Source organism: Streptomyces cirratus, assembly GCF_014650775.1.
GTDB lineage: Bacteria > Actinomycetota > Actinomycetes > Streptomycetales > Streptomycetaceae > Streptomyces > Streptomyces cirratus.
Genome location: NZ_BMVP01000001.1, coordinates 950,052 through 964,266, shown reverse-complemented (window position 1 = coordinate 964,266; position 14,215 = coordinate 950,052). Strand labels below are relative to the sequence as shown.

Sequence of the window (14,215 nt, the reverse complement as noted above, 5' to 3'; positions counted from 1 at the left end):
GGTCGGCCCTGGCCGTGGCACCGTTTTCCGCTCACTGATCATGTCGTCGCCCCTCGCGGGTCGTCACGCCGAAATGCATCTCTTTCGACGTTCGACGAGACCCTTCGGAGGGCCCGCGTGTCCGTTTTCACCCACCTTGTTGCCGAGCTGGGCCGGCTGTTGGAGCCGGTACTGGCCGAGTCCGCGACCGCTGTGGCGATCGTGCTGTTCACCGTGCTCGTACGCCTGGCGCTGCACCCGCTCAGCCGGGCGGCCGTGCGTGGCGGGACGCCGATGGCCGGCTGCTTGCCGGCGCTGTTGCAGGTGCCGGTGTTCTACGTGATGTACCGCGGGTTCTCCTCGGCGGAGGTCGGCGGGGCGGCCAACGAGCTGCTGGGTCACCGGCTGTTCGCCGCGCCCCTCGGGGGCCGCTGGGCCGACGCGCTCGGGGAGGGCGGCGTCTTCGGGGCGCCGGGGCTGGTGTTCCTCGGGCTGTTCGCGGCCATCGCGGCGGTGGCGGCCTGGAGCTCGGTCCGGGGGCGCCGGGCGGCGCTTGCCGCCTCGGTCGAAGCGGCGGGCGCGGGGGCTGGTCGGGCCGCGGTCCTGGCTGCTTCCGGGGCGGGGGCCGGGGCCGGGGTGAAGGCCGGGGGCGCCGGGCGCGGGGGTGCGGGGGTGCTGACCGCCGAGCAGGAGGCGGCGATGCGGAAGGTGAGCGGCGTACTGCCCCAGCTGTCGTTCGGAACGCTGGTCACCGCCGCCGTGGTGCCGCTCGCCGCCGGGCTCTACCTGCTGACGACCACCGCCTGGTCGGTCGCCGAGCGGGCCTGGCTCCAGCGGGGCACGGCGCGCGGCTGAGGAGGGTGGCGTTCCAGTCCGTGAACAGGGTCTTGCAGATTGGCCGGACATCTTGGAGGATCGGCCAATCCTCCGATGGCCGCAACCCATCGTCCGGCCCGGGGCATGCCCATGGGCCGACCACCCTCGACCACGGGAGAATGCCCATGAAGCTGCTGCGTGTCGGACCCGTCGGGTCGGAGCGCCCCGCGCTGCTCGACCAGGACGGAACCCTGCGGGACCTGTCCGGCCTGATCACGGATGTGGACGGCGCGCTCCTCGCCGACGACTCCGTGCTGTCCCGGGTACGGGACGCGGCCGCGGTGCCCGGGGCACTCCCGGCGCTCGACGCCGAAGGGCTGCGCGTGGGCTCTCCGATCGGCCGCGTCGGCAAGGTCGTGGGCATCGGCCTGAACTACTTCGGGCACGCCGCCGAGATCGGCGCCGAGCCGCCGGCCGAGCCGATCCTGTTCCTCAAGGCGGCGGACACGGTAGTGGGCCCGGACGACACGGTCCTCATCCCGCGCGGCAGCGTGAAGACGGACTGGGAGGCCGAGCTCGGCGTCGTCATCGGCGCCACCGCCCGCTACCTGGCTTCCGCAGAGGAAGGCCTGGCGCACGTGGGCGGGTACACGGTGGTCAACGACGTCTCGGAGCGCGAGTTTCAGATAGAGCGCGGCGGCACCTGGGACAAGGGCAAGAACTGCGAGACCTTCACCCCGCTCGGCCCCTGGCTGGTCACGGCCGACGACATCCCGGACCCGCAGGCGCTCGGCGTCCGCCTCTGGGTCAACGGCGAGCTCAAGCAGGACGGGAACACCTCGGACCAGGTGTTCCCGGTCGGCGAGGTCGTGCGGTACCTGAGCCAGTTCATGACCCTGTACCCCGGCGACGTCATCGTCACGGGTACCCCGGCGGGCGTGGCCATGGGCCAGCCGGAGCCCAAACCGTACCTGCGCACCGGTGACGTGGTGGAGGTCGAGATCGACGGCCTCGGGCGTCAGCGCCAGGAGTTCAAGGGCGCGTAACGAGCCGGCGGCCGGGAAGGCAGGACGGCCGGGAGCGGGCGGACCCCCGGGGGGCGGCCCGCCCCTCCCGGCTGCCTGCGCTCCCGGTCGCCCCGCCGCCCCGGTGGCCCCTCGGCCGGCCTGCCCAAGTGGCCGGCGGCCGGCCGCGCCTCAGGTGCCGCGACGGAGTGCCGTCCCCGAGTGTCCGGCCAGAGTGCCCGGCCGGAGTGGCCGCCCGGGGTGCCGCGCTCTGAGTGCCGCGCCGGGAATGGCCGGCCGCTCTACGCCGCGTCGCCGGGGGCGAGTGTCACCGTGACGCCGTCGCGCGACGACCGGCGGGCCGCTTCCAGGACCGCCAGGCAGTGCGCCGCCTCACGTGCCGTCACCGGAGCCGGCCCGCCCTCGCGCAGTGCCGCGGCCACCGCCGCGTAGTACGCCGGGTAGTCGCCCGGCACGGTCGGCACCGGGGTCCCGCCGCCGGTCAGCGGGGATTCCCCCGCGCCCAGCCGGCCCCACAGGTGCTCGGGCTCCACGCCCCACTCCTGGCCGTCCCCGCCCGGCCGCAGCCCCTCGCGCAGCGCGGCCTCCTGCGGGTCGAGGCCGTACTTGACGTAGCCGGCACGCGAGCCGAGCACGCGGAAGCGCGGACCGAGCTGGGCGGTGGTCGCGCTGACGTACAGGTGCGAGCGGACCCCGCCGGCGTGCGTGATCGCGATGAAGGTGTCGTCGTCGGCCTCCGCGCCCGCGCGGCGCACGTCCGTCTCCGCGTAGACCCGTACGGCCGGGCCGAAGAGCACCAGCGCCTGGTCGACGACGTGGCTGCCGAGGTCGTACAGCAGTCCGCCGATCTCCTCCGGCGCCCCGGACTCCCGCCATCCGCCCTTGAGCTGCGGCCGCCAGCGCTCGAAGCGGGACTCGAAGCGCTGGACGTCGCCGAGTTCGCCGTCGGCCATGAGTCGGCGCACGGTGAGGAAGTCGTTGTCCCAGCGGCGGTTCTGGAAGACGGACAAGAAGGTGCCGGTCCGCTCGGCGAGCGCGGCGAGTTCCTCCGCCTCGGCGGCGGTGGCGGCCAGCGGCTTGTCCACGACGACGGGGACGCCGGCGGTGAGGGCGGCCGTGGCCAGCGGGACGTGCGTCTTGTTGGGGGAGGCGATGACGACGAGGTCGACGGGGTCCGCTCCGTCCGAGCCGTCCCAGAGCGCGGCGGCGGAGCCGACGATCCGGACGCCGGGATACTCCTCGCGCGCCTGGGCCTGGCGGCCGGGGTCGGAGGTGACGACCGCGTCGAGGGTGAGTCCTTCGGTGGCGGTCACGAGGGGGGCGTGGAAGACGGAACCGGCCAGTCCGTAGCCGACGAGTCCGACGCGGAGGGGGGAGGTGGCGTTCAGGGGCATGGGTCATACTTTGGCAACAGTGTTGCGTAAGTGCAAGGAGAGGCGGCGGGGTGAATCGGGGCAACGGGGTCAACCTGCCCGTGGTGCGGGGGCACAACGAGGCGCTGCTCCTGGGGTTGTTGCGGGGGGCCGGACCGGGCGGGCTGGGCCGCGCCGACCTCGCCGACGGTACCGGGCTCACCCCGCAGGCCGTCAGCAAGATCACGGCGCGGCTCGCGGCGGAGGGCCTGGTGGCGGAGGCCGGCCGGGGCGCGTCGACGGGCGGCAAGCCGCGGACCCTGCTGCGGCTGGTCCCGGCAGCGCGGTCAGCGGTGGGGGTGCACCTGGACCGCGACGAGCTGACGGCCGTACGGGTCGACCTGGCGGGGGGCGTTGTCGCGCGGTGGCGCGGGCCGCTGGACTTCGCGGCGGGGCCGGTGGCGGCGGTCGACGCCGTGCTACGGGCGGTCGCGCGGGTCCGCGAGGCGGGCGGGGCGGGGGCGCCGCTGCTCGGGGTGGGCGTCGCGGCGCCGGGTCCGCTGGACTGGCGGGACGGGGTACTGGGGCGGGTCACGGGGTTCCCGGAGTGGGAGGGGTTCCCGCTACGGCAGGTGCTGGCGGGGCGGCTGGGGGCGGGGGTGCCGGTGGTGGTGGACAAGGACACCAACGCGGGGGTTGCGGCGGCGGGCGGGAGCGGCGCGAGCTGCGTCTACGTGCACGTCGGGACCGGGGTGGGGGCGGGGCTTCGGCTGGACGGTGCGGTGTTCCGGGGGCCGCGCTCGCTGGCGGGGGAGTTCGGGCACCAGGTGCTGGAGCTGGACGGACCGCCGTGCCGGTGCGGGGGGCGGGGGTGCGTGGAGGCGCTGTGTCTGTCGGCGCTCGCGCGGGGGGATGTGGCGGGGGCGGCGCGCGTGCTGGGGGAGGGGGCGGCGAACGTGGTCGCGCTGCTGGACGTGGAGCGGGTGGTGCTGGGCGGGAGGGTGGTGGAGGCGGAGCCGGGGGCGTTCGTGGAGGGGGTCGGGGCGGTGCTGGTGAGGCGGGCCGGGGTGGCGGTGGCCGTGGCCGTGGCCGGGGTGGGGGTGGCGGAGGGGGCGGCGGAATTGGTGCTGGGGCCGGTGTTCGATCGGGGGGTTTGACGGGGCGCCCTGCGGCGCCGTCGCGCGGGGCGGTCTCGGCTGCGCCGGGCTTTGTGGGGCTCCGCTCCAGGCCCCGCGCCTCGAATTCCCCCGGCTGCCGCTGGGAGGTGCTCCCACGAGGTCGGATTCGGCTGGTGTGGGTGGTTGGGTGCGGCGCCGTTGCGTGGGGGTCCCGGCTGCTCCGGGCTTTGCGGGGCTCCGCTCCAGGCCCCGCGCCTCGAATTCCCCCGGCTGCCGCTGGGAGGTGCCCCCGCGAGGCCGGTTCCTGTACCCGCGCCTCAGACTCCCCGGTGCCGTTGCGCGGGGTGGTCCCGGGTTTGGGGCCGGGGGTGGGGCCGCGTCCGATCAGGCGTAAAGGCGGGGGCCGTCCGCGCGGATGGGCGGGGGGCGGGGTGGGCCGTGGGAGAGTGCGGGGGCGGGGTGATTGTCGCCTCGTCTGATCATCGTCATCACCGTTTCCGTCCGGCGAGCTGCGAAGGCCCTCCATGCGACTGCGCGAAGCCCTTGCCCCTCCCGCCCTGCTGGCCGCCGCGTTCCTCTCCCTCCTCGCGCCCGGCACCGCCAGCGCCGACATCGGCAACGGCGGCGGGGCGCGCCCCGCGCCCGCGCTGCCCTCCCGCGCGAAGGCCACCTGCGGGGACGCCAAGAGCAGCGCCTTCCCCATCGGAGCCCGCATCCGCGGCGGTCCGGCCGTGTACCGCACCGGCGACGGCGCCCAGACCTGGTACCTGGACCTGACCAACACCACCGCCGGCGAGTGCACCGCCATCCACCCCGTCGTGGTCTTCACCGACAAGGCCCGCACCCTGCGCCCCTCCCACCTCCGGATGGACTTCGAGACATCCGGCGGCCCCCGCCCCGTCACCCTGGAACGCAGCGACCGCGACGAGATCATCGCCGTGTTCGACGGAGGCGGCGGTGGCGGTGGCGGTGGCGGTGGCGTTGGCGGCGGCGGCGGTGAAGCCTTCTCCGGGTTCGCCATCGGCGCCGGCGGCTCCCGTACCGTCCGCGTCTCGCTCGCCTTCGCCCCCGACGCCCCGCACGGCGAGGTCCTCGCCGACGCCGCAGTCGTCCAGCGCAAGGGCGACGACGGGGACTGGGTCGGCGAGGCGGGCGGCTACCGGTTCTCCGTCGAGGGGCCCGAGGACGAAGCCGGCGAGGCGGGCTCGCTCGCGCACACCGGTCCCCGCCCCTGGGTGTCCGCCGCGGCCGCCGTCGCCACCCTCGCCACCGGCGGCGGCCTGCTGCTCGGCGCCCGCCGGCTGCGGGCCCGCGCCGCGGACTGACGTACACCTGTCCCGCGTACAGTCCGAGGGTGGAACATCCCAGTCAGAGCCAGCCCCACCGCCCCGGACAGGCCGTGCGGTCCGGCATCCCCGAGCACGGGCGCATCCCCAAGTACTACGCGGTCAAGGCCCGTGTCTCCGTCCTGGTCGAAGAACTCGGGGAGGGTGGCCTGCTGCCCACCGAGCGTGATCTCGCCGAGCAGTACGAGGTCTCCCGCGAGACCGTCCGCCAGGCCTTGCGCGAGCTGCTGCTGGAGGGCCGGCTGCGCCGCTCCGGCCGCGGGACCGTCGTCGCCGGGCCCAAGCTGGAGCAGCCGCTGTCCCTCGCGAGCTACACCGAGGGCGTACGCCGCCAAGGCCGCCGCCCGGGCCGTCACCTCATCGGCCTGGAGCGGTTCCCCTGCCCGCCCGAGCTGGCCCGCGGCATCGGCGCCGAGGCCGGTGAACCCGTCTGGCACCTGGAGCGCGTCCTGCTCGCCGACGACGAGCGCGTCGGCCTGGAGAGCACGTACCTGCGCGTCGCCCGCGCGCCCCGCCTCGACAGCGATTTCCAGCCGGACTCGTCCTTCTACGAGTACCTCCGCGACCGCCTCGGCATCTCGTTCGGCGACGCCGACGAGAAGCTGGAGACGGTCCTCGCCACCCCCCGCGAAGCCCTGCTGATCGGCACCCCGCCAGCTCTGCCCATGCTGCTCATCCACCGCTTCTCCCGGGACCAGGACGGCCGCCCGCTTGAGCGGGTGCGTTCGCTCTACCGTGGCGACCGGTTCAGCTTCACGACCCGGCTGCGTCCCGAGTAGCCTCCGTAATCCGCACCAGAGCGACCGAAAGGGACGTAGTGTTGTCACAGAAAGATAACGGGTCTAGTCCAAACGTCGAGGCATGTTCACCGCCCCTCCACCACGCCGACCCCTCCGGGCCACGGCCCGCGCCCACCGTGGACGGCGTGAGAGTCATAGTCGTCGGAGGCGGCGTGGTCGGCACCATGCACGCCTGGCAAGCAGTCGAACGCGGCCACGAGGTGGTCCAGATCGAACGGGAGGCGGAGGCCCGCGGCGCGTCCCTGCGCAATTTCGGCCAGATCTGGATCAGCGGACGGGCCGGGGGCGAGGAGCTCGACACCGCCCTGCGCGCCCGCGAACTCTGGGAGCGGATCGGCGCACGGGTGCCCGGCCTGGGCTTCCGCGCCATCGGCTCCCTCACCCCCGTCCGCAACCCCCGTGAACTCGCGGTCGCCGAAGCGGCCGTGGCCCGTCCCGACGCCGCCGCCCGCGGATACGAGCTGGTCACCGCCGAGGAGGCCCGGGCGATCAACCCGGCGCTGCGCGGCACCTTCGAGGCCGCCCTGTGGTGCGAGCGGGACGCGGCCGTGGAACCGCGCACCGCGCAGCCCCACCTGCGCGACGCCCTGCGCGCCACCGGCCGTTACACCTTCCTCCCCGGACGCGAGGTGCGCGAGGTCGTCGGGACCGGAGCGGTACGCGACGACCACGGTGATGTCTACCGCGGCGACGCCGTCGTCCTCGCCACCGGCGCCTGGCTGTCCGGCCTGGTCCGCGAGCTGGTCCCCGACCTGCCCGTACGCCGCGTCCGGCTCCAGATGATGCAGACCGCCCCGCTCGGCGAGCCGCTGACCACCTCGGTCGCGGACGCCGACAGTTTCCGCTACTACCCCGCGTACCGCTCGGAGGCCCTCGACGCCCTGAGCGCCGGACAGGCGCAGACGCCGGTCGCCGCCGCGCACAAGATGCAGCTGCTCATGGTCCAGCGCCACGACGGCGGACTGACCATCGGTGACACCCACGAGTACGAGCACCCGTTCGCGTTCGACACCGTCGAGGACCCGTACGAACACCTCACCGAGGTGGTCGAGTCCTTCCTGGGCCGCCCGCTGCCCAGGATCCGACGCCGGTGGGCGGGCGTGTACGCGCAGTGCACCGACACCACCCGCGTGGTCCACCGCCAGCAGGTCGCCGACGGCGTCTGGCTGGTGACCGGACCCGGCGGGCGCGGCATGACCTGCTCGCCCGCGATAGCCGAGACCACCGCGAACGAACTGGGCTGGTAAGCGACATGACAGACACGAACACCCACGTGACGGACACCGACACCCACGCGACGGACACCGGCACCGGCATGGCAGACACCGACACCGGCGTGGCAGACGCGAACACCCCCACCGGAGCCCGGGCCCGCAACCTGGTCGTCCTCGACATGGCCGGCACCACCGTCTCCGACGGCGGCCTCGTCGAGCGCGCCTTCGAACGTGCCGCCGAACGCCTCGGCGTCGAGCCCGGCAGCGCCGACCACACCGCCAAGCTCCAGTACGTCCGCGACACCATGGGCGAGTCGAAGATCTCCGTCTTCCGTCACCTCTTCGGTACGGAGGACCTCGCCGTGCGCGCCAACACCGCCTTCGAGGAGGCTTACGGGGAACTCGTCGACGGCGGCCTCATCGCCCCCGTCCCCGGCGCCCGCGAGACCATCGAGAAGCTCCGCGTCGACGGCCGCACCGTCGTGCTGACCACCGGCTTCGCCCGCGTCACCCAGGACGCCATCCTCGACGCACTCGGCTGGCGCGAGCTGGCCGACCTCACCCTCTGCCCGGCCGACGCCGGCGGCCGGGGCCGTCCCTACCCCGACATGGTGCTGGCCGCCTTCCTGCGCACGGGCGCGGTGGCCGACGTGCGGGACGCGGTGGTCGTGGGCGACACGGCGTACGACATGCTCAGCGGTGTCCGCGCCGGCGCCGGGATCGTGGCCGGCGTCCTCACCGGCGCCCACGGCCGCGAGGCACTGACCGCCAACGGCGCGACCCACGTCCTCGGCTCCGTCGCCGAACTCCCGGCCCTGCTGGCGGAGTCGGCGTGAGCGGCATCCGCTTCGACTCGGTCTCGGTCGCCTACCACGGCACGACCGTCCTGGACCGGCTCGACCTCACCGTCGAGCCGGGCGAGGTGATGGCGCTGCTGGGCCCCTCCGGCTCGGGCAAGACCACCGCCCTGCGCGCGGTCGCCGGCTTCGTGCGGCCCGTCGCCGGGCGGGTGCTGATCGGCGGCCGGGACGTCACCGGCCTGCCGCCGCACAAGCGCGGCATCGGCATGGTCGTCCAGCAGTACGCGCTGTTCCCGCACATGCGGGTCGAGCAGAACGTCGCTTTCGGCCTCAAGGCGCAGAAGGCGTCCAAGGCCGAGATACCCGGGCGGGTCGCCGAGGCCCTGGAGATGACGGGGATGGCCTCCTATGCCGCCCGCTACCCGCGCGAGCTCTCCGGCGGCCAGCAGCAGCGCGTGGCCATCGCCCGCGCCCTCGCCATCCGCCCCGGCGTCCTGCTGCTGGACGAGCCGCTGTCCGCGCTCGACGCGCAGCTGCGTTCCGGAATGCTCGCCGAACTGGCCCGGCTGCACCGCGAGTTGCCGGACGTCTCGATCCTCTACGTCACCCACGACCAGGTCGAGGCGCTGACCCTCGCCGACCGGATCGCGGTCATGGACCGGGCCCGGCTCCAGGACTGCGGCACCCCGCAGCAGCTGTACCGGGCGCCGGGTACGGAGTTCACCGCCGCGTTCGTCGGCAACGCCAACCTGCTCCCGGTGACCGTGGCCGAGGGCGGGGCGGTCTTCGAGGGGCACGCGCTGGAGCTGGACCGGGGCCTGGCCGCACCCGGCGCGGGGGCCACGCTGTGCGTACGGCCGCACCTGCTCGCCCTGGGCGAGGGGCCGAACGCGCTGCGCGGCAAGATCACCGAGGTGCAGTGGCGGGGTTCGACACACCGGCTGTACGTCGACGTCGACGGCCACCGGGTCAAGGCGGACCTGCCCGAGCTACGGGAGACCCCGGCGCTGGGCGACGAGGTGACCCTGCACTTCGAGCCCCGGGACGCGGTGCTGCTCTCGGCGGGAGTGTCCGGTGCCTGAGGCCACGGACAGCCGCCCCCAGCCCTCCCCGCAGCCGGCCCCGGCCCCGCAGCCGGCCCCGGCCCCGGCCCCGGCCCCGGCCCCGACCGTACCGACCCCGGCCCCGCCCCCGGCATCCGCCCCGACCCCGGCCGTACCCGTCCCCGCCCAGCCGTCCGGCGCGGACCGGGGGGCGGAGCGCCCCGGCACCCCCCGGCCCCGGCCCCGGCAGGCGCGCGCGGTGCCCGCCTGGGTGTGGTCGCTGCCGCCGCTCGCCGCGCTCGCGCCGGCCTTCCTGTACCCCCTCGCCCTGGTCGTCCGGCAGTCCTTCACCCCCGACAACGGCGGCGGCGCCCTCGACGCCTACTCCTCCGTCTTCGCCTCCACCGCCTTCCGCGAAGCGCTCGGCACCACCGTGTGGCTCGCCGCCGGCGCCACCGTCGGCTGCCTCCTCCTCGGCTTCGTCCTCGCGCTGGTCATCGCTTTCGTGCCCTTCCCCGGGGCCAAGGCGGTCGCCAAGTTCATCGACGTCTTCCTCTCCTTCCCCTCCTTCCTCATCACCCTCGCCCTCCTCTTCGTCTACGGCACCGCCGGCATGGCGAACGAACTGTGGCGCGATGCCTTCTCCACCCCGGACGGCCCGTTCCGCTTCCTCACCACCCCCTGGGGAGTCCTGCTGGCAGAGATCACCTACTTCACGCCGTTCGTGATGCGCCCACTGCTCGCCGCCTTCTCCCAACTGGACACCGCCCAGCTGGAGGTGGCCTCCTCGCTCGGCGCGAGGCCCGCCCGGATCATCCGCAAGGTGATCCTCCCCGAGGCCCTGCCGGCCCTCGCCGCCGGCGGCAGCCTCGTCCTCGTCATGTGTCTCAACGAGTTCGGGATCGTCCTGTTCACCGGCGCCAAGGACGTCACCACGCTCCCGATGCTCATCTACGGCAAGGCGATCCTCGAATCCGACTACGCGGGCGCCTGCGTGGTCGCCGTCGTCAACGTCGCCGTATCCGTCGGCCTGTTCGGCCTCTACCGGGTGGTGGGCAAGCGTGCTGGTGCATAGCAGGACCGGCCGCTGGGCGGCCTGGGCGCTGTTCGGCGCCCTCTTCCTCCCCCTCTTCGCGCTGCCGCTGCTCGTCGTGGTGGCCGCCTCCTTCGCGACCCACTGGTCCGGCGCCTTCCCCTCCGGCCCGACCACCCGGAACTACGCCTCCGCCGTCCAGGGTGAATCGCTCCAGGCCCTTACGGCCTCCCTGGTCACCGCTCTCGTCGCGAGCCTCGTCGCGCTCATGGTCGGCAGCTGGGCGGCACTGGCCGCCGCGAGCCTCAGGAAGCGCGGGAAGCGGACCATGGACGGCCTGTTCATGCTGCCGGTGGCCGTGCCGTCCGTCGTCGTGGGCCTGGCCGTGCTCGTCGCGTTCAGCAAGCCCCCGCTGCTGCTCAACGGCACGAGCTCCATCGTCGTCCTGGCGCACACGGTTCTTGTGACGGCGTTCGCCTACCAGTCCCTTTCGGCCGCCATCGTCCGTCTCGATCCCGCGTACGAGCAGGCGGCGGCCTCTCTGGGCGCCCGCCCCTCGTACGTCCTGTGGCGGGTCAAGTTCCCGTTGCTGCTGCCGTCCCTGACAGCGGCCGCCGGGCTCTGCTTCGCCCTGTCCATGGGCGAGCTGAGCGCCACGATGATGCTCTACCCGCCGGACTGGATGCCCCTCCCGGTCCGGATCTTCACCGCCACCGACCGGGGTTCGCTGTTCAGCGGCTCCGCGATCGCGGTGGTCCTCATGGGCGCCACCCTGCTGGTCCTGCTGGCCGTCTCCCGCGTCCGCACCAAGGCGTCCTACCGCTGAATCCCCGCCCCGGCCCCGCCCGACCCCGTCCCCGTCCCCGGCCCCAGCCCCCGCCCGACCCCGTCCCCCGCAGACTCCCTTTCCCCGTAAGGAAGTTCCATGCCCAGATCCCGCATGCCCCTGCGCACCGCCGCCGCCCTCACCGGCAGCCTCGCCCTCGCCGCCTCCCTCACGGCCTGCGGCGGCTCCGCCTCCTCCGCCGACTCCGACGACGGCGCGAAGACCGTCACCGTCTACAGCGCCGACGGCCTCAAGAGCGACAAGGGCGACGGCTGGTACGACAGGGTCTTCGCCGACTTCACCAAGAAGACCGGCATCGAGGTCAAGTACGTCGAAGGCGGTTCGGGCGAGATGGTGCAGCGCGCGCTCCGCGAGAAGACCAACACCCAGGCGGACGTCCTCGTCACCCTGCCGCCCTTCATCCAGCAGGCCGACGGCAAGGGTCTGCTCCAGGCGTACAAGCCGCAGGGCTCCGACAAGGTCAAGGGCGGCGACAAGGCCCCCGACGGCAAGTGGACCTCGGTCGTGAACAACTACTTCGGCTTCGTCTACGACAAGAAGGAGCTGCCCGAGGCCCCCAAGACGTGGGAGGAGCTGCTCGACGCCAGGTACAAGGGCAAGCTCCAGTACTCCACCCCGGGCGTCGCGGGCGACGGCACCGCCGTCCTCGTCAAAGCGATGCACGACTTCGGCGGCAAGGAGCCGGCGATGGAGTACCTGAGGAAGCTCCAGGCCAACAACGTCGGCCCCTCGTCCTCGACCAGCAAGCTCGCGCCCAAGACCGACAAGGGCGAGCTGCTCGTGGCCAACGGCGACGTGCAGATGAACTACGCGCAGTCCAAGTCCATGCCGAACCTCGGCATCTGGTTCCCGGCCAAGGACGGCGGCAAGCCCACCAGCTTCGCCCTGCCGTACGCGGCCGGTCTGGTCGACAAGGCCCCGCACACCGAGAACGCCAGGAAGCTCCTCGACTACCTGCTCAGCGAGGACGCCCAGAAGCTGGTCAGCGAGGTCGGCGGCGGCTTCCCGGCCCGTACCGACGTCAAGCCCACCGACGCCAACGCCGTGGAACTCGCCAAGCTCATGACGGGCGTCGAGGTCTTCGAGCCGGACTGGGCGGACATCGACAAGAACCTCTCCGCCTACGTCGACGCGTGGAAGTCGGCAACCGGCAGCTGACCGGTCCCTCCCGGTCACCCGCGACCGGCAAGGACTCCCTGTCCGGGCCGTGGACGCCCTCCGCGCCCACGGCCCGTGCCGGATAGGGTGGCGGTGACCAGCACCCGAGGTCAGAGGCCCCGCAGAGCGGAGAACAGTCCCGTGGCAGAGCGCAAGCCGATCGAATCCTGGCTCACCGACATGGACGGCGTCCTCATCCACGAAGGAACCCCGATCCCGGGCGCCGATGCGTTCATCAAGCGGCTGCGCGAGTCCGGCAAGCCCTTCCTGGTCCTGACCAACAACTCCATCTACACCCCGCGCGACCTGCACGCCCGCCTCAACCGGATGGGCCTGCACGTCCCCGTCGAGAACATCTGGACCTCGGCGCTCGCCACCGCCAAGTTCCTCGACGACCAGCGCCCGGAAGGCACGGCGTACGTCATCGGCGAAGCCGGTCTGACGACCGCCCTGCACGACATCGGCTACATCCTGACCGACCACGAGCCCGACTACGTGGTCCTCGGCGAGACCCGTACGTACAGCTTCGAGGCGATGACCAAGGCCGTCCGCCTGATCAACGGCGGCGCCCGCTTCATCTGCACCAACCCGGACGAGACCGGCCCCTCCGTCGAGGGCCCGCTGCCCGCCACCGGCGCCGTCGCCGCGCTGATCACCAAGGCGACCGGCAAGCAGCCCTACTTCGCGGGCAAGCCCAACCCGCTGATGATGCGGACCGGCCTGAACACCATCGGCGCGCACTCCGAGAGCAGCGCCATGATCGGCGACCGGATGGACACCGACGTACTGGCCGGCCTTGAGGCGGGCATGCAGACCTTCCTCGTACTGACCGGCCTGACCGCGATCGAGGACACCGAGAAGTTCCCCTACCGCCCCACCAAGACGGTCGACTCCATCGCCGATCTGATCGATCTGGTGTAAATCGATCCGGCGCGGCCCTCGGCCGCCCCTCGGCCGCCCCTCGGCCGGTGGTCCCTTGGTGCGTACGGCTGACTCGTACGGTCCAAGGGTGCGCCGCTCCGGATGCGGAGCGGCGCGCCGCGCGTGAATCTCCTTGTTGAGGAGGTTCACCATGCGCAGTGCTCTGATCGCTCTCCGTGCCACCGGGGTGGCCGTCGCCCTGACGGCCCTGACCGCCGTGACCGCACCCGCAGCCGTCGCCGAGGACTGGGGTCGCGGCGGCGTCTCGGTCAGGCCGGACCCCGCCGAGCCCGGTGACCTGGTCAAGCTGGAGGTGCGGGGCTGCGACGGGGGCTGGGCGTCCGCCAGGTCCTCCGTCTTCGTCTCCGAGGTCCACCTGTCCTCCGGCCACGACGACCGCCACGCCCTGTGGGGCGACGCGCTCATCGCCTCGCACGCCCAGCCCGGCTCGCACGAGATCCGCGTCAAGTGCGACGGGCGCGACGACCGGGTCAGCGGCTCCATCCGGATCCAGGAGCGGCGCCACCACCCCGATCCGCACCACTCGCCCGTCTGGCCGGTCCACGCGGGCGGCGGCGCGATGGCCGCCGACGTCGCCGCGAGGACGACGGAGCTGGCCGCGCCCACGAAGAAGAACCACGGCGGCGACGGCCCGGGGCTGCCCCAGACCGTGATCGGCGCCGTCCTCGCCGGCGTGGCCACCCTCGCCGTCGCGGGCAGGGCGCTGGCGCTGCGCCGCCGTCGCAGCGGCGAGTGAGGGCCC

14 protein-coding genes are annotated in these 14,215 nt (G+C 73.5%); 13 read left to right on the top strand and 1 reads right to left on the bottom strand.

The genetic code is table 11. The annotated features are described in order from the left end of the window. The first annotated feature begins 117 nt into the window (after positions 1–117). Entirely contained in the window at positions 118–834 is a 717-nt protein-coding gene (locus tag IE207_RS04355; RefSeq protein ID WP_190182611.1) for a membrane protein insertase YidC, read from the top strand. Positions 835–980: 146 nt separating this feature from the next. Further along, a complete protein-coding gene (locus tag IE207_RS04350) occupies positions 981–1,841 on the top strand; it encodes a fumarylacetoacetate hydrolase family protein (RefSeq protein ID WP_190182610.1) in 861 nt (286 codons plus the stop codon). Positions 1,842–2,101: 260 nt separating this feature from the next. Here the strand turns inward: IE207_RS04350 and IE207_RS04345 are convergent, their stop codons facing one another. Beyond that, positions 2,102–3,214 (bottom strand): Gfo/Idh/MocA family oxidoreductase, encoded by a 1,113-nt coding sequence (locus IE207_RS04345; RefSeq protein WP_190182609.1) that lies wholly within the window; start codon positions 3,212–3,214, stop codon positions 2,102–2,104. Between the two features lie 50 nt (positions 3,215–3,264). Between IE207_RS04345 and IE207_RS04340 the strand changes: the two genes are divergently transcribed. The 11 genes from IE207_RS04340 to IE207_RS04290 all read left to right on the top strand — a co-directional run bounded on the left by IE207_RS04340 (position 3,265) and on the right by IE207_RS04290 (position 14,209). Continuing rightward, entirely contained in the window at positions 3,265–4,329 is a 1,065-nt protein-coding gene (locus IE207_RS04340) for an ROK family transcriptional regulator (protein WP_190182608.1), read from the top strand. A gap of 485 nt (positions 4,330–4,814) precedes the next feature. Beyond that, positions 4,815–5,615 (top strand): hypothetical protein, encoded by an 801-nt coding sequence (locus IE207_RS04335; RefSeq protein ID WP_190182607.1) that lies wholly within the window; start codon positions 4,815–4,817, stop codon positions 5,613–5,615. Between the two features lie 29 nt (positions 5,616–5,644). Further along, on the top strand, positions 5,645–6,415 hold the full coding sequence (locus tag IE207_RS04330; protein ID WP_190182606.1) for a GntR family transcriptional regulator: 771 nt from the start codon (positions 5,645–5,647) through the stop codon (positions 6,413–6,415). 146 nt (positions 6,416–6,561) lie between these two features. Continuing rightward, positions 6,562–7,683 (top strand): TIGR03364 family FAD-dependent oxidoreductase, encoded by a 1,122-nt coding sequence (locus tag IE207_RS04325; protein WP_190182605.1) that lies wholly within the window; start codon positions 6,562–6,564, stop codon positions 7,681–7,683. A 68-nt stretch (positions 7,684–7,751) separates the two neighbouring features. Next, the gene (locus tag IE207_RS04320) at positions 7,752–8,486 is read left to right on the top strand and encodes a phosphonatase-like hydrolase (protein WP_190182792.1); all 735 of its coding nucleotides are present in this window, start codon (positions 7,752–7,754) and stop codon (positions 8,484–8,486) included. After that, on the top strand, positions 8,483–9,532 hold the full coding sequence (locus tag IE207_RS04315) for an ABC transporter ATP-binding protein (protein ID WP_190182604.1): 1,050 nt from the start codon (positions 8,483–8,485) through the stop codon (positions 9,530–9,532). Before IE207_RS04320 ends, IE207_RS04315 begins: the two co-directional genes overlap by 4 nt. Beyond that, positions 9,525–10,568 carry a 2-aminoethylphosphonate ABC transporter permease subunit gene (locus IE207_RS04310; RefSeq protein WP_190182603.1) on the top strand — a complete coding sequence of 348 codons (1,044 nt, stop codon included), beginning with the start codon at positions 9,525–9,527 and terminating at the stop codon, positions 10,566–10,568. The genes IE207_RS04315 and IE207_RS04310 overlap by 8 nt, the downstream gene beginning before the upstream one ends. After that, positions 10,555–11,352 carry an ABC transporter permease gene (locus IE207_RS04305; protein ID WP_190182602.1) on the top strand — a complete coding sequence of 266 codons (798 nt, stop codon included), beginning with the start codon at positions 10,555–10,557 and terminating at the stop codon, positions 11,350–11,352. Before IE207_RS04310 ends, IE207_RS04305 begins: the two co-directional genes overlap by 14 nt. 99 nt (positions 11,353–11,451) lie before the next feature. After that, positions 11,452–12,531: a 2-aminoethylphosphonate ABC transporter substrate-binding protein gene (locus IE207_RS04300; protein ID WP_190182601.1), complete on the top strand. Its 1,080-nt coding sequence runs from the start codon at positions 11,452–11,454 to the stop codon at positions 12,529–12,531. Positions 12,532–12,672: 141 nt separating this feature from the next. Beyond that, positions 12,673–13,452, top strand: a complete 780-nt coding sequence (locus IE207_RS04295; protein WP_190182600.1) for an HAD-IIA family hydrolase — start codon at positions 12,673–12,675, stop codon at positions 13,450–13,452. A gap of 151 nt (positions 13,453–13,603) precedes the next feature. Next, on the top strand, positions 13,604–14,209 hold the full coding sequence (locus tag IE207_RS04290) for a hypothetical protein (RefSeq protein ID WP_190182599.1): 606 nt from the start codon (positions 13,604–13,606) through the stop codon (positions 14,207–14,209). Positions 14,210–14,215 lie beyond the last annotated feature (6 nt).